The organism is Microcoleus sp. N9_A2, assembly GCF_036701775.1.
Lineage (GTDB): Bacteria > Cyanobacteriota > Cyanobacteriia > Cyanobacteriales > Microcoleaceae > Microcoleus.
In genome coordinates this window covers 1-26,695 of the sequence record NZ_JAUBRH010000074.1, presented here as the reverse complement: position 1 = coordinate 26,695, position 26,695 = coordinate 1, and the positions used below count along the sequence as shown (strand labels likewise).

The following is a 26,695-nucleotide window of genomic DNA, read 5'->3' as shown; positions in this document are numbered from 1 at the left end:
CTCGAAGTGAAAGTGAAAGGGGAGGGATTCAACGCCTCCCATGTCATGCAATAAATGACTATACTTTTACCAACTATGATAACTCAAGTTGCTAGTAATGGGGAGGTTGATATATTTTAGTTTTTAGTTGATTGAGAGAAACTTGCCAGCCTTTTTCGACTTTTTTTAGCTGGAGAGAAGCGCAGGATTGCAAAAAATTAGGGAATTTTTTACCGAGATTAAACTCTTTAATTGTTTGGGTAATTTGTTTGCCGTATTGTCTTTGAAATTCGCTGCCTACATTGGAAAGAAATACAGAATTTTGAGGAGAGTTGTCGGTTAAGTCGCTAACTATTTTGACTATAGCTTTTTCCAAGTCTTCGAGAGAATTAATATCTGTTAAGCTAGTCTGTGCTGCTTGGGTGTGATTCACATTGTCTTTGTTAAGTATGGGCGGTGGTGGGGGTAATTTAACTTCAAAGATAGTGACATAAGTTTGAGATTTTTCTGAGGGTTTGTGAAGAACAAAATCGGTGGGATATTTGAGAAATATCTCTCTGGTTTTAGTTCCTAGGAGATGCTGGGTAACAATTTGATTTAGGACTAAACCGTAATTTTCTGTAAATAAAGCTGAAATTGTGGAAATTTTTATCCACTGAGCGGAGGTGCGTTTTTGCTCTTTTTTGATTAATTCTTTTAGTTGAATAACTAATTGTTCTACGGGTGTAATTTCCGGTATGGTTACAAGGGAATGGGTTTCTACTTGTCCGGTTTGGCTGTTTAAAACTATGATTTTATCTATTTGCTTGCGGACTTGAAATACGGTTAATCCGTGGGCTTGCAGTGTGTTGCTGAGGTGGGTGAGGGCGCGATCGGACGAACAGACAAAAATCTCTTTGGCTGTGGGATAATGTACGAAAATTGATGCGCCTACTGTTGCCATTTTTAAGTCGGCGCTGTCTTTGCCGGGGGGCACGTGAATCAGTTGATAGCCGCGCTGGTGAAATTCGGCATCTTTTTTGCCCATGCTGCGCCAGTTGGCAAAGGCTACTTTGATTTGGATGGGATAGTGCGAGATTTTTTCTAGGAATTTTTCGGTTTCGATGGTGAGTTGCAAGTTTTCGACATCTAGCAGCAAGATGGCAATGCCGATAGGAAGCGAATGTGTTTGATTTGCGGTGGGATTTGGAGGTTTTGGGGAAACTGTGTTTTGCGATGCGGCTGTGGCTAGCTGCTGAATTTTGGCAAATATTTTGCTGAATTGAGATGAATTAATGAATTCTGGAATCAGCAGAATTTGGAGATATTTTTTGGCTGTCTGCAGCAGGGATTTGGTATCGCTGGCTACTTGGAAACTTTTGGTCAATTTTTCAATCAAAACTGACTGAAAATCAGGTTTGGCCCAGGGGGTTTTCCTGTATTTTTCAGCTATCCATTCGGGATGTTGTTCCTGAATGGCAATTAGTGTTTGAGCGATATAGCGACTGATGGCGCTGAATGCGACTGATTCTTGAGTGGCTAGGAAGGAAGTTCGATCGGGCATGGCCCTCTACAATGCGGGATGGTGTCTCAATCTATCATAATGTTAGTTTATTGTCGGTCGCCGGACGATCGCCCGCAAAACCCAACCTGCTGCAATTAACGCCAACCCAGTCAGCCAAATTTCCCTCTCCACCCAAAAAGCCAGAAACAGACACGCAGCCAATCCAACCCAAGCCAGCCACTGCGGGTAAAGCCTTTCGGCGGGGGAAAGTTGCAGCGCTGCGAGGTTGGTGATAGCGTAGTAGATCAAAACGCTAAAGGCACTAAAAGACCAAGTGGTTTTGACATCGCCGACTAAAATTAAAAGTGCGATCGTAATTTCGACAAATATCACAGCCACATAGGGCGTTGTGCCCGCAGGATTCAGCCGCGCCAAGACTCGCGGCACATCCAAGCGCCGCCCCATCGCCAGCCAGACGCGCGACAGCCCTAAAATTAAGTTCAGCAAGACTCCCAGCATGGCAGTAATTGCGCCGACGGCTAGCAGTTGCGAAACTCCCGGAATTCGGAAACTGCGGGCGATGACTTCCAAGGGTGCAGCCGCAGCGCCTGTTTGCAAGGACAATTTATCTCCCCCCGCACCTGCGAAAACTATTGCTACCGCCACGTAAAGCAGCATTGTCAGCACCAAAGTAAAGATTATGGCTTTGGGAATGGTTTTCCTCGGTTCCCGCACTTCTTCGCTCATGGTGGCGATGCGCCCGTAACCGGTGTAGGCGACAAACATTAGGGCGGTGGCGTGGAGGATGGAGCCGATCGAGCTATCATTCTGTAGCGCGGACATTTTTTCCCACCTGACCTCTGGCAAACCTGCAGCGATAAAGACAGCCAGAGATAAGAGTGTAACTGAGACTGTGACTGTATTGGCAATATTTGATCGTCTGATTCCCGTCAAGACAATTAAAGTTAGGGCGGCGAGGGCGACTAATGCTGTTAGGATGAGGTAAGTGCGATCGGCAACACCAACTGCATTTAAAAAATACCCCGCAAAACCCAAAGCAGCAGTAGCAGCCGAAGCCGTTTTCGCTACAATAAACATCCAGCCGGCAGTAAAACCCAGCCAAGGATTCAGATATTTGTAACCATATTCATAAGTACCGCCGCTCACAGGATGATTGGCCGCCAACTGAGCACTGTTAAGGCCATTGCAGACAGCAACTAAAGCCGCAATACCTACAGCCAAAATCACTCCCGGCCCCGCAATTTCCGCCGCAATTCCGATACTCACAAATACTCCCGTGCCCACAATCGAGCCCAGGCCCATGAGAGTTGCGCCAAAAACACCCAATTCTCGCTTTAGCAATGGTGAAGACATATAGCCAGATGTTGAAGGAAGAAGGAAGAAGGAAGAAGAAAATTGCAATTTCCCGCAATAGTTTCAGCAATTAATAGTATTAATTCCGCTCTTCATCGGAATTATTCATATCTCTCTCGTCTCCCTCTGTGTTCTCTGTGTTCTCTGCGGTTAAATCATTCCGATGCAACCGGAAACGATATAACGTCCGGTTGAACCTTGGCGGCTTCCATAACTATAGCAGGCAAGATGCCTGCTCCACAAAAATATTTGCCTGTTGTGGAACAGGCATCTTACCTGTTCTGAAAGAGGTTCAAGGTGTAAGCAAGTAAATCCACTTAGTTAAAAGTAAGATACAGATGGCTAAAAAGCTTGCTGTATAAACATTCTTCCTTCTTCCTTCTTCCTTCTACTTATTAACCGAAACGACCTTGAATATAATCTCTCGTACTCGAATTACTTGCAGAAGTAAAAATCCGGCTTGTCGGCCCAAATTCCACCATGCGGCCGATGCGGCTCTCATCAGTATTAAAGAAAGCCGTATAATCAGAAACCCGAGCCGCCTGCTGCATATTGTGCGTTACAATCACCACAGTCAACTGCTGTCGCAGAGTCTGAAACAACTCCTCAATTTTCATAGTAGAAATCGGATCTAAAGCAGAACAAGGCTCATCCATTAGCAGAATTCTTGGCTTTACCGCCAAAGCGCGAGCAATACAAAGCCGTTGCTGCTGTCCGCCCGAAATCCCCTGCGCCGACTTCTTCAAATTATCTTTCACTTCATCCCAAAGCGCCGCACTTTTCAGGGCAGATTCCACAATTTCGTCTAACTCTGCTTTGCTTTTACGACCAAAAATACGCACTCCGTAAGCAATATTATCGTAAATGCTCAGCGGAAAAGGATTCGGTCTTTGAAACACCATGCCCATTTGGCGGCGCAAACTATTAATATTGACTTTAGGACTGTAAATATCCTGTCCAAAAAACTCAACCCTGCCTTTTATTTGTACTTTTCCTTCCAATTCGCCGATGCGATTTAGAGCTTTAAGAAATGTTGATTTGCCACAACCAGAAGGGCCGATAATCGCCGTCACTTGCGGGTGAGGAATATTCATTGACAAATTTTCGAGCACTTTGTGAGTTCCGTAGGAGAAACTCAAGTCCTGAACCCGCAAGGCTGGCATTGCATTGGGGTCGATTTCAGGAGTCGCGTCTTCTAAAAATTGGTCGCTATATTTTTCAGCTTTTAAGTTGCTTTTGGGTTTCATTATTTGCATTCTTTCTAGTGTGGTTGGTAATTTTTTAGATGCAGAATTTTACCCGATGGTCTGATTTAGTTCGTCTTGATAGCTATGCACTGATTTCGGAAATCACAAATACACAGATAGTTGTTTTCTTCCTTCTTCCTTCTTTCTTCTTCCTTCTTCCTTTCCACGCAATTTACCGATTTTGCAAGCGTTTGCGAGTGACGGCGCGGGAGGCTAAACTGGTGAACAAAACCATTCCCAAAAGGACAGAGGCCGCAGTCCACGCTAATTCATTTTGCTCTTTGTAAGGAGAGCTGGCGTAACTGTATATTAATACTGACATAGAAGGAGTTGGAGTCAGCAGTGTCTCGGGAATTTCTTGGATTTTCGAGATAGTTTCTGTGCCGACGGGAGACTGAACTATCTCCCCCAATTTCTCAACTAAAGGAGGCCAAAATTGGCTCGACAAGGCAGTTACAATTAGAGGTGCAGTTTCGCCGGCGGCGCGGGAAGCTGCAAGTAAAATGCCTGTGGTAATAGTCGGAAGTGCTGAGGGAATAATAATCCGAAACATTGTTTGAAAGCGTCCGCCTCCCAAACCCGCAGAAGCGAGGCGATAGGAAGTAGGCACTAATTTTAATGCTTGTTCTGTTGTCAGCGCCACAACCGGCAGCATGATTATACCAAGAGCAACACCGCCGGCCAATCCTGAAAAAGCCTTAGTTGTAACGACAATTAGGGCGTAAGCAAACACGCCGACAACAATAGAGGGAACGCTGCTGAGAATGACGGTGATAAAGCGGATTGTATTCGCTATCGCCTTGTTTTCTCTGCCAAACTCTGACAGAAATATTCCCGTCATCACGCCAATTGGTACGCTAAATAATGTGGCAATTCCCACCATTAAAGCTGTACCAAGAATCGCATTTGCAAAGCCGTTGGGCTGGTCTTCGACTCCGACGGGTGCGGGCAGAGATACTAGCACTTCCCAGCTTAAGTGTGTCAGTCCTTCGCCCAATATTTTGTACAAAATAGCGAACAAAGGCAGCAGGGCAAGACCTGTAAGAGCGAAGGCAATAACTGTCATTCCCTGGCTGAAAAAATTTCGGCTCAGTGACAGGGGTTTGTAGATTTCTGTATCCAGAATACTGTTTGAATTTTGTGCTTGAGTCATGGTTAATTCTTAGCTCCCTTGACGCCGATTAGCTGCACCAACAATACTGCTACTGCGTTCACTAATAGGGTAATCACAAATAGAATTAGGGCTAAATACATTAGAGAACCGATGTGCAGTTCTTCTTGAGCTTCCCGAAATTGACTGGCCAAAACAGCGGGAATTGAGTAGCCGGGAGCTAATATAGATTTGTTGATTTGAATCGAGTTGCCAATTACCATTGTGACTGCCATTGTTTCGCCCAAAGCGCGTCCCAATGCTAAGATAGTCGCTCCGATAATTCCCGAACTTGCTGCTGGCAATAACAGCTTAAATATGGTTTCCCAGCGGGTGGCACCGAGGGACATGGAAGCACTTCGCAAATCTACTGGAACCGACAGCAAGACATCGCGGCTGATGGCGGCGACTGTGGGCAAAATCATAATCGATAAAAGTATGCCAGCGGGCAACATTCCCGGCCCAAAAGGTTCGCTGCTGAATAGGGGAAACCAACTGAAATTGTTGAACAGCGACTGCTGTAAAGGTAGCAGAAAGGGAATTAACACAAAGATTCCCCACAGGCCAACGATGACGCTGGGAATGGCTGATATTAATTCAACCATGAATCCCAAGGGCGATCGCACCCAAGTCGGCAAAAAGTTCTCGCTGGTTACGATCGCGACTGAAAGTCCCAGGGGAATTGCTATAATAATGGCGATCGCAGAACTAACTACTGTACCGTAAATAAACGGCAAAGCCCCAAACTGCAACTCCCCGATATCCCATTTTGGATTCCACAAAAACTCTAGTCCAAACTTGCTAATAGCCGGCCAAGCATCCTTAAAAATTATTCCACTCATCCAGAACAGGATGCCCGCCGTCGCTATAGCAAAAGCCCATACAAATACAGTAAATCCCGACTCCAGCCACAAACCTTCACCCTTCGTATCAGTCAAATCTACGTGGGTGTTGATTGCTGCCGGCTTCCGAGTCAATTTTTTCGGTTTCTTTGAAGAATTGGTCATACCGAGTTATGGCTTCATTCAGTTGACAGTTGACAGTTGACAGTTGACATGGAAGGAAGAGGATTGGAGTAATGAATCGTCTGCTTTTAATTTCTCCCGACCAGGGAGAGGCTTTAAACCAATTCTTTCTGGTAAACAGCGAAATCTTTGATTAATGAAATAGATAGCATTGTGCGTGCCTGCATCTTAATAAATGCAATGTATGAGTTTTGAGTCATACATTTAACTCAAAACTCATAACTATTGGAAAAAAATTGAATTAACCTCTAGCAACCACGCTCTGATTCACTGTTTGAATCACCTTTTGAGCTGTACCTTGCGGAATCGAGGTATACTCTAGCTGTTTGTTGATACCTTGACCTGTAGTCATAACCCAATTAACCATCTTTTTAATAGCATCTGCTTTCGCCGCAGGATACTGTTTGTAGATTAACAGCCAAGTCAAACCAACAATCGGATATCCATCATTAGGATTTCCTTCTACCAAGCGGAAGTCTGCCGGGAAGGATTCCCCAGCCAAAGCTTTTTCGGCTTCAGCCAAGCTAGGATCTACAAATCTGCCAGCTTTATTTTGAATAAATGCTGTTTGGAGATTATTTTGCCGAGCATAAGTATCTTGAACGTAGCCAACTGCACCCGCTGTATTTTTCACCAAAGCAGCTACGCCGGGGTTTCCTGGACCGCTGACAACGGTGTCTGGCCACTTCGGCTGAGCGGCAGCTTTGATGCTGCTGCCGGTCGCCTGCAAGTGGTTAGAAAAAATAAAGGTAGTACCGCTGCTGTCTGCCCGCACAGCTACTCGAATTGGAGTATTGGGCAAGTTTTTAGCTTGTCCAGAAATTGCGGCTATTTTCGCATCATTCCAGCGAGTAATCTTCCCTTCAAAGATGCCTTTCATCGCATCATTATTTAGCCTCAGATTTATCACTCCGGGCAAGTTGTAAACAACTGCAACAGCGCCGCCAGCAGTCGGAACCGCCATAACACCCCGCTTTACCTCAGCGATTTGTGCACCACTCATCAGCGCGTCGCTGCCTGCGAAATCAACAGTGCCTGCAATTAATGCTTTGATACCAGCACCGCTGCCAGTTCCTTCGTAGTTTACAGTAATTTGATTTGCACTTCTCATCTGAGAGAAGTAGCGATCGTACAAAGGTTTCGGAAAAGTTGCTCCCGAACCGTTTAGTGTTACCGCAGCTACAGCCGAAGTAATCAACGAGAGCGAAAATGCTGCTACTGCTAGCGTAACTATCAAGCCGCGTCGCCAGCCTTTAGTGAAGAAAACCATAACTCCTCGTCCTTAGTATTAATAGCAGACTTTACAAATCTCTTCCATAGGATAGACTGAAATTCTAAGTAAAAACAGGGAAAATAATAAGCTTGTTTTAAATTATGGTTAACATCAGATTAAGTTTTTAATGATTAAGAAATGGCTGCAAAAACGATAACCTTTCTTTAATATATGGTTAACATTAGCAGGACTTACGTACTCCTGACCAAAGCAACCGGGTTTTTTACTAAATCTGCGGGTCACAATCAAGTTTTTTCCTACACAAACCCGGTTCCCGATCCCCCTGCATAAGTCCTAATTAGATTAAAAAGATGAGCCAGGGGCGATCGCCACTTGATAATCATTACCCTCTTTCTTGACTTTAAATGTTTGACAAGACTGCAAAAAATCTAGAAATTTCTCGCCCAAATCCAGCGATTTCAGCTTTTTAGTAATTGGTTGACCGTATTGCTTGTTAAATTCACCTGCTACTAGGATAGTCGAAATGTAAGCACCTGGAGATTGAGCGGTTAAAGCTATCAAAATTTTTGCTAAAGATGATTCCAGTGTGGCAGATGGAGAAGTGTTTGAATCCGAAGATTTTTGGACTATCCTCACGTGATGTTCGCTCCCGCTCGATGTCAATTGAAATACAGAAGGACGCGATTTCAAAAATTTGACTAAACTGGAATCAACCAAGAAAGTTTTCACTATATGATCGGCCTGAACTTGACATCGGATGAAAAATATTTTTTTAAGCTCAGCTACATTAATAGCATTATTTGGGAAATTATTTATCTCTGATTCAATAATTTCTACAAGTATATTTTCTAAGACTTCCAGTGAATCGATCGTCACGGGATCAGCAGGGACAGTTTCTGGCAATTTTTCGTACTCAATGTTTGCGCCAACAACGTCGGAAGTTGCAGGTTCTTTTGGTTCGCAGGTTATATCTTTTGGGGATGATGCGAATGCTTCTATATTGGTGGAATTTATAGAAGTTAATTCGATAGCGCGGCGCTCTTGAAAAAGTTGAGTAATACTAGAAAACCAAGCTATCCGCTCCTCGATAGATTGGTGTTCTGCCTTCAGCAACTCGGCAATTTTATTTGCCAGTTCTGCAAAAGTAGGGAGTTCCACTTCCTCTTTGCAAGAATAGTGATTCCTCTCCCCAGTCAGATGATTTTCTATAGACAATACAGCATTTTGACTACGCACCCGAAACACAGTCAATCCCTGATTTTGAAGTTGATTGCAGAGGTGATTTAACAAACCGTCGGAGGAACAAACAAAAACTTCTCGGACATCCCGATAGCGGTATAAAATAGCAGCACCAAAGGCAATCATTTTACCGTCAGCGGTGTTAGCGCCGCCCGGAGCGTGAATTAGTTCGTAACCGCGATCGTACAATTCAGTATCCAGCTTACCGGTGCTGGGGTTTTTCCAGTTAGCAAAAGCAATCTTAACTTGCAGGGGATAGCTGCACAAACTGGCTAAAAACTTTTCCGCATTAATGTCGAGTTTCAAGTTTTCTGCATCTAGCAGCAAAATCGCAATTTCCCGATCGCACTTTACGGCCGTTTCTGGGGAACTCGAACTTTCCGCGCCTTCGCAACTCAACGGATATGGAGGCTGAAAAGCTTGTTGGCTAACAGCTTGGGACTGATAAAACTGCTGGCTGCGGGAACTACGGCTGTGGCGGAATCGATCGGGCGAACGTCGGGGATTTTTCATTAACTGACAATGGTAGCTTAACTTTATGGTGGCCGATGGGCTAATAATAAAATAAATACACTTAACAATTCTTAAAAAAAATGGCTAGAGACTTGCGGGGATTCCTAAAACTGCTAGAAGAACGGGGACAACTGCGCCGGATTAGCGCTTTAGTCGATTCCGACCTCGAAATAGCCGAAATTTCCAACCAAATGCTGGTCAAAGGCGGGCCCGGACTTTTGTTTGAAAACGTCAAAGGGGCAGAATTCCCCGTGGCGATTAACCTGTTGGGCACGGAACAACGGGTTTGCTGGGCGATGAACATGGAAAAGCCGATCGAACTAGAAGAGCTCGGCAAAAAATTGGGAATGCTACAACAGCCAAAACCGCCCAAAAAGATATCCCAAGCCATAGAATTCGGCAAAGTCTTGTTCGACGTAGTGAAAGCCAAACCAGGCCGCGATTTCTTCCCAGCTTGTCAGCAAGTGGTGTTTGAAGGAGAAGGCGTGGATTTGAACAAAATCCCGATGATTCGCCCCTATCCGGGAGATGCGGGCAAAATTATCACCCTCGGTTTAGTAATTACCAAGGATTGCGAAACCGGCACGCCGAATGTGGGCGTTTATCGCTTGCAATTGCAGTCAAAAAACACGATGACTGTACACTGGTTATCTGTCCGGGGCGGCGCGCGGCACTTGCGGAAAGCGGCGCAGGCTGGTAAAAAATTGGAAGTTGCGATCGCCCTGGGAGTCGATCCTTTAATCATTCTCGCCGCAGCAACGCCAATTCCTGTAGATTTATCGGAATGGTTATTTGCCGGACTTTACGGCGGTTCCGGCGTGCAATTGGCGAAGTGCAAAACCGTAGATTTGGAAGTACCGGCGGACTCGGAAATCGTGTTAGAAGGAACGATTACACCGGGGGAAGTTCTGCCAGACGGGCCCTTTGGGGATCACATGGGTTATTACGGCGGCGTGGAAGATTCGCCGCTGGTTCGGTTCAGCTGCATGACGCACCGCAAAGACCCGATTTATCTAACCACATTTAGCGGGCGACCGCCGAAGGAAGAAGCTATGATGGCGATCGCGCTTAACCGTATTTATACCCCTATTTTGCGGCAGCAAGTATCAGAAATTGTCGATTTCTTCTTACCGATGGAAGCGCTGAGTTATAAGGCGGCAATTATCTCGATTGATAAAGCATATCCCGGTCAAGCGCGCAGGGCTGCTTTAGCATTTTGGAGTGCATTACCGCAGTTTACTTACACTAAGTTTGTGATTGTTGTCGATAAAAGTATCAACATTCGCGATCCGCGTCAAGTAGTTTGGGCAATTAGTTCTAAAGTCGATCCAGTTCGGGATGTATTTATTCTGCCGAATACGCCTTTTGATACGTTAGATTTTGCCAGTGAAAAGATTGGTTTGGGAGGCAGAATGGGGATTGATGCTACTACGAAGATGCCGCCGGAAACCGATCATGAATGGGGGGAAGTTTTGGAGTCCGATCCGGATGTGGCGGCGATGGTAGAAAGGCGTTGGGCTGAGTATGGTTTGGCTGATTTGAATTTGGGAGAAGTCGATCCGAATTTGTTTGGATATGAGATGAAGTAGGGGAATCAACCGTAAAATCTGAGATATCGCACATCCTCGATCGACCTGTGGGGGCGGGTTTTTCCAACCCTTTCTGACACAGATAGACTATCTCAAAAACCCGCCCCCACCAAACGAAAAATCGCAATTTACCTCTTTTTAATGCGATCGAGACTTATGCGCTTCGTCAGAGAAACCGGGTTTTTTGCCAAATCTGCGGGCTGTAACGAAGTATTCTTGAAAAAACCCGATTTCTGGGCCCCATGCGTAAGTTTTGTAGGAAATTGGCAATAATCGCTCTAGCAGCAACAGCTACTCCGTCTCCCGAAGTCGCTTAAGCATTGCTTGCGTTATTGGATGCTGGGAAAGTTGCGAGTCTTGACCCGTTGATATCGCATCCCAGAGAAAATCAATGAAATTGCTCCAAACTTTTTGGGTGTTGGGATGATTCTCTCCCAATCGGTTAAACAAGATTTCTAATGCTCTCAGGTAAAGCGGTTCTGCCTCCGGGTAGCGACCCATTGCATCGTACAGCCCTGCCAGATTGTTCAAACTACTTGCGGTATCGGGATGGTCGGCTCCGAGCTGTTGCTCATGGATAGAGAGCGATCGTACTAACAAGGGTTCCGCCTCCGAGTAGCGCCCCATTGCACGGTATAGCTCTGCCAGATTATTCAAACTACTTGCCGTAGCGGGATGGTCAACTCCGAGCTGCGGCTCGTTAATCGTGAGGGCTCGCACATACAGGGGTTCTGCCTCCGGGTAGCGTCCCATTGACTCGTACAGCAATGCCAGATTGTTCAAACTACTTGCCGTCTTGGGATGGCCGGCTCCGAGCTGTTGCTCGCAGATCGAGAGCGATCGTACTAACAAGGGTTCCGCCTCCGAGTAGCGTCTCATTGCGCGGTATAGCTCTGCCAGATTGTTCAAACTCGTTGCCGTATTGGGATGGTCGGCTCCGAGCTGTTGCTCGCAGATCGAGAGCGATCGTACTAACAAGGGTTCCGCCTCCGAGTAGCGCCCCATTGCATTGTACAGCCATGCCAGATTATTCAAACTACTTGCGGTATCGGGATGGTCAACTCCGAGCTGCTGCTCCCAGATCGAGAGCGATTGCACATACAAGGGTTCCGCTTCCGCGTAGCGACCCATTGCATGGTACAGGGCTGCCAGATTGTTCAAACTACTTGCGGTATCGGGATGGTCGGCTCCGAGCTGTTGCTCACGGATCGAAAGCGATCGTACATACAGGGGTTCTGCCTCCGGGTAGCGTCCCATTGCACGGTATAGCTCTGCCAGATTGTTCAAACTACTTGCGGTATCGGGATGGTCGGCTCCGAGCTGTTGCTTGCAGATCGCGATCGATCGCACATACAAGGGTTCTGCCTCCGGGTAGCGTCCCATTGCACCGTACAGGGCTGCCAGATTGTTCAAAGTCTGAGCCGTATTGGGATGGTCGGCTCCGAGCTGCTGTTCGCAGATCGAGAGTGATCGCACATACAAAGGTTCCGCTTCCGCGTAGCGACCCATTGCATTGTACAGGACTGCCAGATTGTTCAAACTACTTGCCGTATAGGGATGGTCGGCTCCGAGCTGTTGCTCGTCAATAGAGAGCGATCGCACATACAAGGGTTCCGCCTCTGGGTAGCGACCCATTGCACGGTATAGCTCTGCAAGATTGTTCAAACTCTTTGCCGTCTCAGGATGTTCAGCTCCGCAGCGTTTCTCTGTCATCTGGAGGCAAGCTTTCAACCACTTCTGGGCCTCTGCCCACAAACTCTGTTCCTGGGCAACCACCCCTAACCTTGTAAAAGACCACGTAGCATCACTATCTTCCAGCAAATGCGACCATTGCTCCGCCACCAGCTCCAAATGGGGCAGCGCCTCTTTCACCCGTTCCTGCACCTCCAGCGTCACAGTCTGCGGAATCGTCTTCGCCACCGCTGTCAGCACCGTCGCAAAACTTCTCTGCAAATTCTCAGCATCGGCGCGTCCCTGCAATTTGGCCGCAAAAAACTCCCGAATCAAAGCATGAAGTTGATAGCGTGCCTGCACCAGCCCAGATTGAGCCGGATCTGAGGTTTCATCCTCCACCAGCGACAGCAAACTCTGTTCCAGCAGTTCGTAATCCCGACAATCCTCCAAATCCTCCTCATCCCAATCTGGAAAACAGTCGGCTACCAACTCCCAAGGAATCGGAGCCAGAGCAAACACGCTCAGCAGACACCCCAGCGTCCGCGCGGGAGGTTTCAACTCCTCCCAACTCAACTCAAAGGCTGCTGCCACTCCTCGCCTAGCCGTCATCCCAGCTTCCGCCTCCTGCAATGCCCGCGCCTCCAATCGCTGACTCTGCAACCGTTGCAGCATTTCTGCCAAGGACAGCGCCCGCTTGCGCCACAGATAGCGCCCCACCAGTTCAATGCCCAAAGGCAAATAATCCAACCACTGACAAAGCGCTTGAGCATCTTCAAGCTGGGCATCAATCCGTCTGAGTTTGTTTCCCGGCAAATCCCCAGCCGTCAGTCGCAGCAAGTTTAGCGCTGCCTCCGGTTTCAACACTTTTAACGGCAAACACCCAACAGGCGGCGGCACAATTTGTCGCGCTGTCAGCAACACCTTAAACCGGGGATTTCTAGGCAAAAACGACTGCACCGCCCGGTAATCACTGACATCATCCAATACCAGCAGAGCATTCCCAGAGGTTTTTTTTGCCCACTCTTCGTAGCAAAACTGCAACCGTTCCTCCAGATTTTCCAGAGTATCCGGCGGCTGAATTCCCATTCGCAGCGATTTCTGCAACACCTGCGGCGCTAAACCCATTTCCCGCACAAACAGCCACCAAATCCCGGCTGAATAGGTATTGTAATCGCGGTGAAAGTTTGCATATTGCCATGCCAATTCTGTCTTGCCGATGCCGCCCATTCCCGACGCAGCGGCGATCGCAACGCGGCTCCCATCCTGCAACAATCCGTGCAATTGCTGCATCTCTTCATCCCGCCCGACAAAGTTTTTGGAACCAAGTTCGGAGGGAATATCGTAAAGTTTGTAAGAACTTGTGAAACCTGGATTGGGTGTTTTTTCCTCCAGGTCTAGGACTTTTTTGCTAATACCTTAGCCCATTTCCGAAACGTTGGGAAATGCTGCTGTAAAAAATTCTCTGTATCCAATTCAGCCTCGTAGGAAATTCCCACAAACGGCGGAATGCTGGAGATTACGCCTTTGAGTTTCGCGGCCGCTGTCGGTCCCGGTTGGTTCAGCTTGTCCCGAATCTGCTGCAAAATCTGAACCACCTCATCGGGATACTGTCGCTGCACTTCAATTTGCCCAACTTCTTCGACAATGTCAGCAACAATAATCTCAAGCTCAGCCTCCGGTTCAGCAATCTCCACTGTTTTCGTTTGCCGATCGAGAACCTGCCAATACTCCTCTTCCTGTTCCCTAATTTCCTTGCGTAGCTCTCGAATTTGCTGTTTAATTCGGATTTTTTCTTCTTGCGGTGCTAAATTTAGAGCCTTCTGCTTGCCGCCTAATTGCTCTTGCAGATCTTCCAAGTTCTCTTGTATATCAGACAGACGATTAATTGGCATTAATATAACTCCGGCAAACTGAACAACTCCTGACTCTAGTCTACAGCCGGAAAATTCCAATATACGCAAGTATCGTGTAAAAAGTGCTAACGCAAGAGCCGTCGTTTACGCACAATCAGTTTACTGTTCCAAAATCTCGACTAAATCTTCGATCGCAATATCGAACGCACGAGCCATCTTGTCCAAAGCCGTGTAGTCAACAGTTGCCATACCTGGAGAACTGGCATAGGTGGCGATCGTAGTATATGGAATACCCGTTCTGTTGGAGACTTCCCTAAGAGTCCAACCCTTCTCTTGAGCAAGTTCTCGAACTCGCAGTCTAATTCGTCCCATTCCGCCCTTGACAATTACGACTACTCGTAATTTAATGAATATACAATTAATAGCGATCGCCCCCTGACCTGAGAAATCTAGAGCGATCGCCTTTCATTCACCACCCACAAAAGTGGGAAGGATTTTCCTATGATATCAAAACAACCGACATATCGCGATCGACTTCAACCTTGGTGCATAATTCGCCACCTCCCCAACTGTCAGCGGTTAACAGTCGCCCGTTTCAGCCGCCGCCCCGATGCCGAATCTTACCTCAAAGCACTGCGCCGCTTAATGCCCGCAGTCCCGCATACAATTGTTTTCGTAAATGCGGTGTCTGTGTTGGATGAAAACAGCGTTCCAATTCAAACACAATTGCAGATCGAAGTTTAATTGTTGGAAAGTGCGTGAAGCGGAGCTATCCCCTAGGGAATCGCCCTTCCACAAATAGGAATTATTCTATTTTACCGGAAGTGCGATCGGCCCTAATTTTCCCCAAACAACATTGCTAAACTGTAAATAGACTTAAGTCAAGGAGTCACATCAATGCCATCTCCCTTTCCCGGTATGGACCCGTATTTAGAGCATCCCGAACTCTGGCCTGCCCTACACCACTGGCTAATTATTGAAATTGCCCGATTATTATCTCCGCAATTACGTCCTAAGTATTTAGTGTCTGTAGAAGTGAGAATGTATGAAACCGCTGACGACAATTTATCAATTGGCATTCCTGATGTAAACGTAATTCAGCCAAGAACTACAACCGAATTAATCACATCAAACGTAGCCGTTGCAGCGCCACCAACACAACCCTTGACAGTAAATATTCCCATGCCCTACCAGGTTCGGGAAGGCTATTTAGAAATTAGAGAAAGAGGAAACCAAGAACTAATCACCCTGATAGAAATCCTCTCGCCTAGCAATAAGCGCACAGGAAAAGGACGACAAATGTACGAAGAAAAGCGAGAAGAAATTTTATCCAGTCGCACTCATTTAATTGAAATAGATTTATTGCGGCGCGGTCAAAAAATGCCAGTTATTGGCAATGACATTGAAAGCCACTATAGCGTTTTGGTGTGTCGGGGAAATCGCCGTCCCAGAGCAGATTTGTACGCTTTTAACGTGCAGAACCCGCTGCCTGCCTTTCCTTTACCGCTGCGATCGGGCGATACCGAACCTATAATCAATTTGCAGGAATTATTCACTCAAATTTACGACATAGCAAGTTATGACCTCAAGATAGATTATCGCAACTGGGAAGTCATACCACCGCTGTCAGAAGCCGATACAATTTGGGCAGAGGCTTGGTTGCGCGATCGAGGATTGCGAGATTGATTTAGCGTGCCGCCATTCTCTTAGTCTGCGGAGGCAGACTTCGTTTCTGTAGAAGCGATTTCAATCGCCGAGTAACTTAATTCAAAAATTGCTTAACACCTAAACATCTTGACTTTGCATCAACCGCTGCTTCAAACGCGCCGGATCTCCTCGATCGACAACTTGGCCCTTTTCCAACAAAAAAGCCCCATCACAATAATTCAACTCATCCAAACGGTGAGTCACCCACAAAGCCGTAATCCCGCGATTTTTCACCAACCGCTGCACCGCCGCCACCAAATCCAACTGAGAATCAGGATCTAACAAAGCAGTCGGTTCATCCAACAGCAGAATTTCGCAGTGACGGGCGATCGCCCCAGCAAGGGCAATCCGCTGCTTCTGTCCCCCACTCAAAGCATAAATCGGCCGCCGCTGCAAATCCAGCAAATTCACAGCCTCCAAAGCCTCAGCCACCCTCGCCCGCACCTGAACATTAGAAAGCTTTTCCTCCACCAAACCAAAAGCCACATCCGCACCCACCGTCGGCATCACCAATTGGTGATCCGGATTTTGGAACACAAAACCCACCCGCCCACTCAGGTCAATTTCCCCCGACTGGGGGTGCAGCAGCCCAGCCATCAGCCTCAACAGCGTAGACTTGCCGCTGCCGTTAGTGCCCAAAAGCATCCAAAACTCGCCCTTAGGTACATCCAGAGAGCAACCTTGCAAAACTCGATCGCCCGACGGCCAGCAAAAACCCAACTCGCGCACCGCAACCGCTGACTGGCCCATATCGGCACCAACACCCCCAGCCCTCATTCTGCTGTCATCGAGACAAAGCCAGGGGATCTGCCTGTAGATGACGCCCCCGATTTCTGAGAAACCACCACCCCAGAAATCTCGCTGCTGAGTACAGCCACCTTTTTCTCAGGATTTTTCTCGCAGGTGAGTTCCAAAATTTGCGGTTGGGAGTTGCGAATCGCCGCCAGTACCTGCTGGTAAACAGTCTCAGCGTCCTCCTCCAACTTCCGCTGCACCGACAGCGAGACGGGCGTATTTTTCACAATGATGTCAATGCTGAACATATAGTCTTAAAAACCTAAGTTTGGAGCTCTATCCTCAGTATATATATAGGACAGGACTTACGCATCAAGACGCAAAAAACCGGGTTTTTAACCGTGGGGGCGGGCTGTAACGAAGTATTCCTGTAAAAAAAACCGCTTTCTGTAGGGGCGATGCCTGTGAGTTCCTGCCCGGATTCCGGGTTTCTTCGAGGGCTTCGAGAACTTCGAGGACTTCGGGGACAAGTCAAGATCCGGAAGTTCTTTAAGAAATACTTGCCATTGTAAAGAATTACCTCTATAATCTTGAATACGGTAAAGAAAAGTAAACTCTGTTCATAATCCAAATAGTTTTCTGCTAAGCAGAGGCAACCGTTGGGGAATAATGACTAGAGACAAATCCGTTGTAATTATATCTTTTTGGAGATTTGCGTAAATGACAATCGCAGTCGGACGCGCCCAGACCGAAAGAGGCATCTTTGATGTACTCGACGACTGGCTCAAACGCGATCGCTTCGTCTTCGTAGGCTGGTCTGGCATCCTGCTATTCCCCTGCGCCTACCTATCCATCGGTGGCTGGTTAACAGGCACCACCTTCGTCACATCCTGGTACACCCACGGTTTAGCAAGTTCCTACCTCGAAGGAGCCAACTTCCTCACCGTAGCAGTCTCCACCCCAGCCAACAGCCTCGGACACTCCCTGCTGTTCCTGTGGGGCCCCGAAGCACAGTGGGACTTCACCCGCTGGTTCCAACTCGGTGGTTTGTGGACATTTGTCGCCCTCCACGGCGCCTTCGCACTGATCGGCTTTTGCCTGCGTCAGATTGAAATCGCCCGTTTGGTAGGCATCCGTCCCTACAACGCCCTAGCATTCACCGGCCCCATCGCCGTGTTTGTTTCGGTGTTCCTGCTTTACCCCTTGGGTCAATCAGGCTGGTTCTTCGCCCCCAGTTTCGGCGTCGCAGCAATTTTCCGGTTCCTGCTATTCCTGCAAGGCTTCCACAACTGGACGCTCAACCCCTTCCACATGATGGGCGTTGCAGGCATCTTGGGCGGCGCGCTGTTGTGCGCTATTCACGGTGCAACCGTGGAAAACACTCTGTTTGAAGACGGCGAAGGTGCTAACACCTTCCGCGCCTTCAACCCAACTCAGTCAGAAGAAACCTACTCGATGGTGACAGCCAACCGTTTTTGGTCGCAAATCTTCGGAATTGCCTTCTCCAACAAGCGCTGGTTGCACTTCTTCATGCTGTTCGTACCTGTCACAGGCTTGTGGATGAGCTCCATTGGCATCGTCGGTTTAGCATTAAACCTGCGCGCCTATGACTTTGTATCCCAAGAATTGCGCGCTGCTGAAGATCCTGAGTTTGAAACGTTCTACACTAAGAACATTCTGCTTAACGAAGGCATTCGTGCTTGGATGGCTCCGACTGACCAACCCCACGAAAACTTCATCTTCCCTGAAGAAGTTCTGCCTCGCGGTAACGCTCTGTAATCAGCGCGAAATATCAAAATTTCCAACATTTTAAAAGGGTAAGATAAAGCACTTTAGGCTTTACCCTTAATGCTTAAAAAGCTCCTGCCTGGTGGCGGGAGCTTTTTGTTTGCAGGATTCGAGCGCATTAGCGCCCTAAAAAAAGTTTATTTTCTACAAAAACCAAGTCTGCCTGCGGCTAGAACAACTTGTTTTTTTATATCTGGTGAACTCTCCTATCTGGCAAGAAATCGATCGGCCTTTCCCCGCCGCCAGAGTTGCCATGCACCTGATAACCGCACAGCCCGGATTCTGAAGAAAATATAGGCAAATGGCTGAAACTGCGATCGTCCGCTGGCTGTAGAGATCGATCGAAAACCTCGCTCCGTCAGTAATTTGCCCGCATCTTGCAAAAATATCAATTTGCATCCCCCCACTTCTAATTCCTTGTGTTATTCTAATAATTGTGATTACTGAAATGATACTCAGAACGCAGGTTCTTTCGGTTACGCTGGCAAGGGCTAGCGCACAAATCCTCACACCAAATCTTGTATTTGGGTGAGGTGCGTTCAAATATTAAACCATTTAGCTAATCCCGGAGGTGATGCCCATGATAGGTAGTAAACTCATGGGTCATCAGATTGGAAACTACCGGCTGTGCGCCGGGGCCGCTCACTAGCAGCCAGCCCTCGTTTCCAACTGGAAACGAATTCCATCGGGAACCAGGCTGAGCTAGGGATTCTCCCGGCAGTCAGGTTCTAATCTGAAGACCCGCTAGACCGCTCTCACCTCAAATAGTGTTAAATCTTGAGTGTTAAAACTTGAGGCTCAATACTATTGGTGAGAGCGGATAGTTTTTGGTAGGATTTTCTGCAGGTGGACTATTAATCTGCCATTGCTAATCCCAAAGTAAAATAAATTATGGCTGACCTACTTAACGATACAGAAATTCAAGAGCGCGCCAGTCAATTGTCAGGGTGGACGGTTGAAGGTAAACAACTGCGGTGTACAGGTTCATTTAAAGATTTTATCGAAGCGATCGCCTTTGTAAATAAGTTGGTCGCCCCCTCAGAAGCCGCAGGACATCACCCCGACATAGAAATCTCCTACAACAAAGTTACAGTTAACTTAACAACCCACGATGCCGGAGGCTTAACTGAGAAAGACTTTGCGCTAGCTCAAGAGATTTCTGCGCTAGATTAAAAGAGTGCCAGTTGACCCAACAAGAGTCCTGCATCTAGCCACAGTCGCCGATCGCGGAAAGCTCGCAAATAAAAAATCGACTTGGGGTTAAAATCGGGTGTGAAAAAGTCGAGAGGCCCAACGTTCAATGTATAAAAGGCTATTCCCCATCCTCCGACCATGATCGTATTTGAAAAGCCAGAGTTCAAGAACGAGTCTGCAGCAGAAAAAACCGATCTGATAGAAAAGCTTTTAGATATTGGCGCGGCTCTGTCGAGCGCCCAAGATTTGAGCGACTTGTTAAACTTAATTTTATCCAAAAGTAGGGAAATTACCTACAGCGATGCTGGCAGCGTTTACTTAGTAGATCACAGCGACGAAACATCTAAGCTGCTGTTCAAGGTAGCCCAAAACGCTTCTAAACCGAGCCTGTCGTTTAAAGAGTTTGCTCTGCCGCTGACAGACAAAAGTTTGGCAGGATACGTGGCAATTACAGGTCAAAGTTTGAACCTGTCTGATGCCTACGACTTACCCTCGGGCGTACCCTACCGGCTAGATACCAGTTTTGACAGGGATATTAATTACCGCACCTGCTCGGTAATGGTACTGCCGATGCAAAACCGACAGGGGGAGACAATAGGTGTACTGCAATTGATCAACCGCAAAACAAAGGCAGATACGGTGCTGACAGCAGACAATGCCTGGGAATCGACGCAGCAGTATTCGGAGTGGGAAGAAAGGATAGTTCGATCGCTCGCTTCTCAAGCAGCAATCTCGATCGAGCGCAATCAACTCCAAGACAGCATAGAACATTTGTTCGAGGGCTTCGTCAAAGCCTCGGTACAAGTCATAGAAGCCAGAGACCCCTGTACCTACGGCCATTCAGAACGAGTAGCAGCCCTCACAGTAAGCCTTTCAGAAGAAGTAAACACCGTCAGCAGCGGAGGACTGCGCTCTATTTACTTTAACAACCGCCAAATTCAAGAACTTCGCTACGCCGCCCTGCTGCACGATTTTGGCAAAATTGGAGTACCCGAAGCAATTTTGACCAAACAGAAAAAGCTCTACCCCGCACAGCTAGAAATCATTCGCCACCGCTTTGGCTTAGCTCAACGGACAATGGAAATGGAATGCGTCCAGTCTAAATATAAATACTTGCTGGAGCATTCAGCCTACCGACAACACCCGATCCAGGAGCCAGAGTGCGCTCAATGCCAGGAAATCGAACAGCTAGACACTAAGCTAGCAGAGGCGAAAACCAGATTAGCAGAATACTGGGAAGTGCTGCTAGAGGCAAACGAGCCTCACATTTTGGCAGCAGAACCGCTAGCTCAACTGCGAGAAATTTCTCGACAAACTTACAGAGATATAGATGGGGCAAAGAAACCCCTGCTGAACCAAGACGAGATCGTGCAATTGATGGTGTCGAGGGGCAACCTGACGCCGGAAGAACGATCAGCAATAGAATTTCACGTAACTCACACTTACGAGTTTCTGAAACAAATTCCTTGGACAAAGGATTTGAAAAATGTTCCAGACATTGCCTACGGACATCACGAAAAACTCGACGGCACAGGTTATCCGCGAGGTCTAAACAAGTCAGAAATTCCAATTCAAGCGCAATTGATGACGATCGCCGATATTTACGACGCCCTGACAGCAGGCGATCGCCCCTACAAGCGAGCCCTGCGTACAGAGGCAGCGATGAAAATTTTGCGGCAAGAAGCAGCTCACAACAAAATCAACGCTGATTTGTTAGAATTGTTCGATCATCGCCAAGTCTTTAGCGTTCTCGGGCACAGCTTGGAGGTTGATTAACACTAAAAGTTTTCTGACATTTGCTAACAATCACTAACATTTGCTAGAGGTTTTCATATCATATAGAATGAATTTAGCCACTCAGATTTAGGTGAAAAACCTTGGTAGTACGCAACCGCTATATAAATAAGTTGCCTCTACATTATCCAAGCAAATAATCAGATTGGCTAATAGCTGTAAGCGATAACCAAGCTGAACGCAAGAATATAAGAGCTTGTAGAAAATTCTACGGGCATCAGTTGATACACCTTGGTTGAGATCAGCTCTCAATATGTATTTGTTAGCAAATGTTAGCAAAAAAGTATCGGTTAAAGTCGAATCAGCCTAGACGAGTCGGGCGTGCTGTGCTAAAAAGTAAATAGGCGATCGGGCGCTATCAAGTGTCATCAGTAAAATCAATCGACAGCCCAAGCCTGGTCTGGTTTTGACGCCGTTGAGTACAGGCAAAAAAACAGGCTCTCTGTAGCCATCAGTCACATCTATATACTAGGTCAGCCCGAAAGAATCAAAAGAAAAAGTGAATTTTAGGTCTCTTTTTAGAGTATGCTAGTGGAGCAACGACTGACCACATAGAAGACTAAAAAAGTTTCTCTGTAATCGGTGTGAGGATGAGAGTGAATATGTCGAAATTTTTGTGGAGTTACTTACTAATCAGCCCAGCAGTCTTAGGAGCTACCCTAGTAGTTTCTTCGAGCGCGATGGCAGCAGACGCTCAGCAGCCTGCTGATGCGCTAAATCCCGCTGTCGCTAAAGCTGAAAGCGCTGAAACCGCTGAAACCTCCGAAGCGAAACTAAATGCTTTAGCTGCTGTTTCCGAAACAACTGCAGCCTCCGAGCCAGTAGAAGAAATTTCCCAAGTCGCTGGCAGCGCAACCCAGGCAGCGATGGCAGATGTGGCCACTGCTGCAACTGAAAGTGCGATCGTCGGAGCCAACACAGCCCCTGCTGAGGCAAATCCCCAAGCGGCATCACAACCTACAAGTGAATCTTTAGCCGCAGTTGAGCCAACAGTCGCTCAACCAGTAGAAAATTCTGCCCCAGCAGCCCAAGTAGAAACTCCAGCCCCGGCAGCTACCGCTCTCCCAGAGCAAATCGGTGCAGTTCAATTAGAAACTCCAGCCCCGGCAGTGGCAGAGTCGGCAGAACAAAGTTTGCCACAACCGGCTGAATCCTTAGCCCAAACTGCCGCACCACAAGAGCAAAACCCAGCCGCCACATTAGAACAGCTCAACCAGTACAGCACCGAAGGTGCTGCCGGCGGCGAAACTGAAGGTCAAGTTACCTCAGTATCTCAACTTTCCGACGTGCGGCCCACAGACTGGGCATTCCAAGCATTGCAATCCCTAGTCGAGCGCTACGGCTGTATTGCTGGTTATCCCGACGGCACCTTCCGCGGCAACCGGGCCATGACCCGCTACGAATTCGCAGCCGGTTTAAATGCTTGCTTAGACAAGGTGAGCGAGCTAATTAGAGGCGGCACTGGCAACTTCGCTACGAGAGATGACTTGGCAGCCCTCCAACGGCTCCAAGAAGAATTTGCAGCGGAACTGGCAACCCTGCGCGGTCGCGTCGATGCTCTGGAAGCTCGGACATCCGAACTCGAAGCCAACCAATTCTCCACCACTACCAAGCTGACTGGGGAAGCAATTTTCGCTCTCAGCGATGACTTTGGTGGGAACGTTGGCTTGTTTGGCAGAGACGAAAGAAGAGTCGGCAGCGACAACAACGAAGCTGTCTTCCAACAACGGGTGCGTCTAAATTTAAATACGAGCTTCACCGGCAGAGACTTACTGCTGACCAGGCTTCAAGTCGGCAACGGTCGCAACTTCAACCTTGGTGCTACCAGCGAAGGCACTCAAACTTGGAATGTAGTCGGCAGAACCGACAACGTTGTTGCCCTCGACACCTTGCTGTACAAGTTCCCCGTCGGTCAGCGACTGAACGTTACCCTTGCAGCCAACGCTGTCGTGTGGGACGACATTCTGCCGACTGTCAACCCTTACTTTGAAGACTTTGACGGTGGCAACGGGTCATTGAGCGCCTTTGGACAGCGGAACCCCATTTATCGCTTAGGTGGCGGTGCAGGTATTGGCTTTGACTATGCCTTTGGCGGCAGGGGCTTACTGGGCGGCGTGTTCGGCCCAACTTCTCTGTCATTTGGTTATTTGGCGTCAAATCCAGCCAGTCCGGCTAGGGGCGCAGGCTTGTTGAACGGCGACTACGCGGCGATGGGTCAGTTGACTTTTACCCCTGGACGCAACTTGCAAGTTGCTTTCAACTATAACCACGGTTACTTTAACCGAGGTAACTTTGGCTTTGACAACGGTTTGGGGAATGGAATCGACAATCTCGGCGGTTTCACTGGTACCGGCGTGGCTAATTCTCTCAACGGTTTGAGCGAAGGCTTTGAGGGCTTCGGCGCTCGCAAAGTTGTCACCAACTCCTATGGAGCTCAGGCTTCGTTGCGACTGAGCCCGAGATTTATCCTTGGTGGCTGGGCCGGTTTAACCAATGCCCGCATTCTCGGCATCGGCGATGCGAAAATCTGGAACTACGCTGTCACCTTGGCTTTGCCTGATTTAGGGAAAGAAGGCAACTTGCTAGGGCTGGTGGTAGGTCGTGAGCCTTACTTGGATAAACTTGAAGCTTCGAGGAGTTTGCGGAGCTTCCGCAACGATGATTCCTATCACGTTGAAGGGTTCTACAAGTTTCAGCTTTCGGACAACATTTCTGTTACTCCGGGCGTGATTTGGGTGACAAATCCTAATCAAGATGACCGTAATGATGACATCATTATTGGTACTCTGAGAACTACTTTCACGTTCTAAGAGCGGGTTAGAGGAGGCAGGGGGAGGCGGTAATACCCTCTCTGCTGGCAACTCTAAAGGCCCAGTTTAGCCCTGCCTGCTGCAGGGCTTTTTTGTTTTCGGGACAAAGGGGGCGCCGAGAATCTATTAAAAATTAAAAATTATTAGTCGTAGACGCAGAAACCCGGTTTCTTGAGGTAATATCAATTCCGGTAGCATCGGAATAGTAAAATCCAGTCAACATTTAACAATTCCCGATGGTGCAACCGGAATTCATCTGCGTTCATCTGTGTTGATCTGCCCTCATCTGCGGTTCAAAAAATAGAATTTCTTCACCGCAGATGACGAGGGATTGACGCTGACTCACGCGCTTGTTGAGAAGAGAGATAGGAAGAATTCCGATGCTAAAAGATTTGATATAATGCCGTCGTGGAAGCGGAGAGAGTCGAAACTAGCAACGCAGGTTTCACAGAAGCGAGAGTGCCGATCGTCCCAAGGATGAAGTGACGAAAGTCGATTAAGTTCAGTGGAAAACCGGGGTATAATAAAAGGTAAAGTTAGGAGTTAGAATTGGCAACTCAACATTGAGGAGAATTTTAACATCTGACTTCGGAGTTGATAATTCTGATATTTGAAGCAATTATGGTAGAACTCTCCTGTAAAAGCGAATACGCAATCTTAGCTTTGCTGGAGCTTGCCGATTGCTACGAAGAAGGCGAGCCTCTGCAAATTCGCCAGATAGCGGCTCAGCAAAATATTCCCGATCGATATTTAGAACAATTGCTGGCTACCATGAGACGTTGCGGGCTGATTCGCAGCCAGCGAGGAGCTAAGGGAGGTTATATCTTGGCGAGGGAACCCTGGAAAATTACACTCCTAGAAATTATCAACTGTCTCGAAGGCTCAGAGTTCGATCGCTCCCAAAAAGACTCGCCTGCTCAAACTGTAGAAAGTGCGGTGATTTGGGAAGTTTGGCAAGAAGCGCGATCGACTGCCAACTTGGTGTTGCAAAAATACACGCTACAGGATCTGCGCGAAAAACGCAATGGCAGACGGCAGCTCGATATTATGTATTACATCTAGTTAGTATTGCCAACTAGGAATTAACATTTACTTTCAACAACCAACTGACAAAGATTATGCGTATTGCTGGCGACATTACAGAATTGGTGGGGCACACACCCCTGGTGCAACTCAACCGCATTCCCCAAGCCGAAGGCTGCTTGGCTCGGATTGTGGTCAAACTCGAAGGCATGAATCCGGCAGCATCGGTAAAAGACCGGATTGGTGTCAGTATGGTCAATCAAGCCGAGGCCGAAGGGCTGATTAGTCCAGGCAAAACGGTTTTAGTGGAACCGACTTCTGGCAATACCGGAATTGCTTTGGCAATGGTGGCGGCGGCTAAGGGCTACCAGTTGATTTTGACAATGCCGGATACGATGAGCACCGAACGCCGATCGATGTTGCGTGCTTACGGGGCCCAACTAGAACTAACTCCCGGCATTGAGGGCATGAGCGGCTGCATCCGCCGCGCTCAAGAGATTGTGGACAAAACTCCGAATGCGTATATGTTGCAGCAGTTTCGGAATCCGGCGAACCCGGACGTTCACCGTTTGACAACGGCTGAGGAAATTTGGGCAGATACCGACGGCGAGGTGGATTTCCTGATTTCTGGAGTCGGCACTGGCGGTACGATTACGGGTGTTGCAGAGGTGATTAAGTCGCGGAAACCCGAGTTTAAGGCGATCGCCGTTGAGCCGGCTAACAGTCAGGTACTTTCGGGCGGAAAGCCTGGGCCTCACAAAATTCAAGGTATCGGTGCTGGTTTTGTGCCGCCGGTGCTGAATGTGAATGCGATCGACGAAGTGATAATTGTTAGCGATGACGAGGCGATCGCCTACGGGCGTCGCTTAGCCAGAGAAGAAGGACTTTTGTCCGGTATTTCCAGCGGTGCGGCACTGTGTGCGGCTTTGAAAATCGGCAAGCGTCCCGAAAATGCCGGGAAATTGATTGTGATGATTCAGCCTAGTTTCGGCGAACGCTACCTCAGCACTCCCTTGTTCCAAGATCCAGAACTCAATCTGGCGATGGCTGTCAACTAGGTTGGCTTTGGGGATCAGTCCCAAAAACTAAAAGCAGGGCGTACACTCTACGCTCTGCTGTTGTTTGTAGTGAAGACTTTAGTCCTTCTTAACTCAACTCCCTCAACAGAGGACTGAAGTCCTCACTACGAACTTTTAAAGAGTCAATATTTTTATACTGTAGTTTAGACTAAAAAATGAGCACAGCTAGAAGTAGCCACCTTTGAATCTCAGGCAAGCTGTTGCT

22 protein-coding genes are annotated in these 26,695 nt (G+C 47.7%); 9 read left to right on the top strand and 13 right to left on the bottom strand.

Annotated elements, in window-relative coordinates; translation table 11 throughout:
* Nucleotides 1–91 precede the first annotated feature (91 nt).
* The 7 genes from QUA44_RS26915 to QUA44_RS26885 all read right to left on the bottom strand — a co-directional run bounded on the left by QUA44_RS26915 (nt 92) and on the right by QUA44_RS26885 (nt 9,244).
* On the bottom strand, nt 92–1,522 hold the full coding sequence (locus QUA44_RS26915; protein ID WP_333256004.1) for an NYN domain-containing protein: 1,431 nt from the start codon (nt 1,520–1,522) through the stop codon (nt 92–94).
* A 42-nt stretch (nt 1,523–1,564) separates the two neighbouring features.
* A complete protein-coding gene (locus tag QUA44_RS26910; RefSeq protein ID WP_333256006.1) occupies nt 1,565–2,836 on the bottom strand; it encodes an APC family permease in 1,272 nt (423 codons plus the stop codon).
* Between the two features lie 395 nt (nt 2,837–3,231).
* Nucleotides 3,232–4,083 carry a phosphate ABC transporter ATP-binding protein PstB gene (gene pstB / locus QUA44_RS26905; RefSeq protein ID WP_333256008.1) on the bottom strand — a complete coding sequence of 284 codons (852 nt, stop codon included), beginning with the start codon at nt 4,081–4,083 and terminating at the stop codon, nt 3,232–3,234.
* A 172-nt stretch (nt 4,084–4,255) separates the two neighbouring features.
* Entirely contained in the window at nt 4,256–5,236 is a 981-nt protein-coding gene (gene pstA, locus QUA44_RS26900) for a phosphate ABC transporter permease PstA (RefSeq protein WP_333256009.1), read from the bottom strand.
* Nucleotides 5,237–5,238: 2 nt separating this feature from the next.
* On the bottom strand, nt 5,239–6,240 hold the full coding sequence (gene pstC, locus QUA44_RS26895; protein WP_333256011.1) for a phosphate ABC transporter permease subunit PstC: 1,002 nt from the start codon (nt 6,238–6,240) through the stop codon (nt 5,239–5,241).
* A 259-nt stretch (nt 6,241–6,499) separates the two neighbouring features.
* Entirely contained in the window at nt 6,500–7,528 is a 1,029-nt protein-coding gene (gene pstS / locus QUA44_RS26890) for a phosphate ABC transporter substrate-binding protein PstS (RefSeq protein WP_333256013.1), read from the bottom strand.
* Nucleotides 7,529–7,834: 306 nt separating this feature from the next.
* Complete coding sequence (locus QUA44_RS26885) at nt 7,835–9,244, bottom strand: NYN domain-containing protein (protein ID WP_333256015.1); 1,410 nt, start codon at nt 9,242–9,244, stop codon at nt 7,835–7,837.
* An 80-nt stretch (nt 9,245–9,324) separates the two neighbouring features.
* Here QUA44_RS26885 and QUA44_RS26880 point away from each other — a divergent pair, with 80 nt between their 5' ends.
* The gene (locus QUA44_RS26880) at nt 9,325–10,833 is read left to right on the top strand and encodes a UbiD family decarboxylase (RefSeq protein WP_333256017.1); all 1,509 of its coding nucleotides are present in this window, start codon (nt 9,325–9,327) and stop codon (nt 10,831–10,833) included.
* A gap of 291 nt (nt 10,834–11,124) precedes the next feature.
* On the opposite strand, the gene QUA44_RS26875 is transcribed toward QUA44_RS26880, so the two are convergent.
* The 3 genes from QUA44_RS26875 to QUA44_RS26865 all read right to left on the bottom strand — a co-directional run bounded on the left by QUA44_RS26875 (nt 11,125) and on the right by QUA44_RS26865 (nt 14,732).
* Nucleotides 11,125–13,797 (bottom strand): tetratricopeptide repeat protein, encoded by a 2,673-nt coding sequence (locus tag QUA44_RS26875; RefSeq protein WP_333256019.1) that lies wholly within the window; start codon nt 13,795–13,797, stop codon nt 11,125–11,127.
* Nucleotides 13,798–13,901: 104 nt separating this feature from the next.
* Nucleotides 13,902–14,399, bottom strand: coding sequence for a hypothetical protein (locus tag QUA44_RS26870; RefSeq protein ID WP_333256021.1), 498 nt, complete (start codon nt 14,397–14,399; stop codon nt 13,902–13,904).
* A gap of 120 nt (nt 14,400–14,519) precedes the next feature.
* A complete protein-coding gene (locus QUA44_RS26865; RefSeq protein WP_172192515.1) occupies nt 14,520–14,732 on the bottom strand; it encodes a helix-turn-helix domain-containing protein in 213 nt (70 codons plus the stop codon).
* A 129-nt stretch (nt 14,733–14,861) separates the two neighbouring features.
* On the opposite strand from QUA44_RS26865, the gene QUA44_RS26860 reads away from it, so the two are divergent.
* Together QUA44_RS26860 and QUA44_RS26855 are read left to right on the top strand one after the other, a co-directional pair.
* Nucleotides 14,862–15,104 carry a hypothetical protein gene (locus tag QUA44_RS26860; protein WP_333256023.1) on the top strand — a complete coding sequence of 81 codons (243 nt, stop codon included), beginning with the start codon at nt 14,862–14,864 and terminating at the stop codon, nt 15,102–15,104.
* A 153-nt stretch (nt 15,105–15,257) separates the two neighbouring features.
* Nucleotides 15,258–16,046: a DUF4058 family protein gene (locus QUA44_RS26855; RefSeq protein WP_333256024.1), complete on the top strand. Its 789-nt coding sequence runs from the start codon at nt 15,258–15,260 to the stop codon at nt 16,044–16,046.
* Between the two features lie 99 nt (nt 16,047–16,145).
* Here QUA44_RS26855 and QUA44_RS26850 read toward each other — a convergent pair whose 3' ends face one another.
* Nucleotides 16,146–16,844, bottom strand: a complete 699-nt coding sequence (locus tag QUA44_RS26850; protein WP_445243709.1) for an energy-coupling factor ABC transporter ATP-binding protein — start codon at nt 16,842–16,844, stop codon at nt 16,146–16,148.
* Entirely contained in the window at nt 16,841–17,110 is a 270-nt protein-coding gene (locus tag QUA44_RS26845; protein WP_190663726.1) for a hypothetical protein, read from the bottom strand. Before QUA44_RS26845 ends, QUA44_RS26850 begins: the two co-directional genes overlap by 4 nt.
* Nucleotides 17,111–17,522: 412 nt before the next feature.
* Here QUA44_RS26845 and psbD point away from each other — a divergent pair, with 412 nt between their 5' ends.
* Entirely contained in the window at nt 17,523–18,581 is a 1,059-nt protein-coding gene (psbD, locus tag QUA44_RS26840; protein WP_333256028.1) for a photosystem II D2 protein (photosystem q(a) protein), read from the top strand.
* Between the two features lie 215 nt (nt 18,582–18,796).
* Here psbD and QUA44_RS26835 read toward each other — a convergent pair whose 3' ends face one another.
* The gene (locus QUA44_RS26835; protein ID WP_333310024.1) at nt 18,797–18,982 is read right to left on the bottom strand and encodes a hypothetical protein; all 186 of its coding nucleotides are present in this window, start codon (nt 18,980–18,982) and stop codon (nt 18,797–18,799) included.
* A gap of 499 nt (nt 18,983–19,481) precedes the next feature.
* Between QUA44_RS26835 and QUA44_RS26830 the strand changes: the two genes are divergently transcribed.
* The 5 genes from QUA44_RS26830 to cysK all read left to right on the top strand — a co-directional run bounded on the left by QUA44_RS26830 (nt 19,482) and on the right by cysK (nt 26,469).
* The gene (locus QUA44_RS26830) at nt 19,482–19,763 is read left to right on the top strand and encodes a 4a-hydroxytetrahydrobiopterin dehydratase (RefSeq protein ID WP_333256032.1); all 282 of its coding nucleotides are present in this window, start codon (nt 19,482–19,484) and stop codon (nt 19,761–19,763) included.
* A gap of 159 nt (nt 19,764–19,922) precedes the next feature.
* Nucleotides 19,923–21,560 carry an HD domain-containing phosphohydrolase gene (locus QUA44_RS26825; protein WP_333256034.1) on the top strand — a complete coding sequence of 546 codons (1,638 nt, stop codon included), beginning with the start codon at nt 19,923–19,925 and terminating at the stop codon, nt 21,558–21,560.
* A gap of 620 nt (nt 21,561–22,180) precedes the next feature.
* Nucleotides 22,181–24,388, top strand: a complete 2,208-nt coding sequence (locus QUA44_RS26820) for an iron uptake porin (RefSeq protein WP_333256036.1) — start codon at nt 22,181–22,183, stop codon at nt 24,386–24,388.
* 621 nt (nt 24,389–25,009) lie between these two features.
* Nucleotides 25,010–25,450 carry an Rrf2 family transcriptional regulator gene (locus tag QUA44_RS26815; protein ID WP_333256038.1) on the top strand — a complete coding sequence of 147 codons (441 nt, stop codon included), beginning with the start codon at nt 25,010–25,012 and terminating at the stop codon, nt 25,448–25,450.
* A gap of 56 nt (nt 25,451–25,506) precedes the next feature.
* On the top strand, nt 25,507–26,469 hold the full coding sequence (cysK, locus tag QUA44_RS26810; protein ID WP_333256040.1) for a cysteine synthase A: 963 nt from the start codon (nt 25,507–25,509) through the stop codon (nt 26,467–26,469).
* The last annotated feature ends 226 nt before the right edge of the window (nt 26,470–26,695 follow it).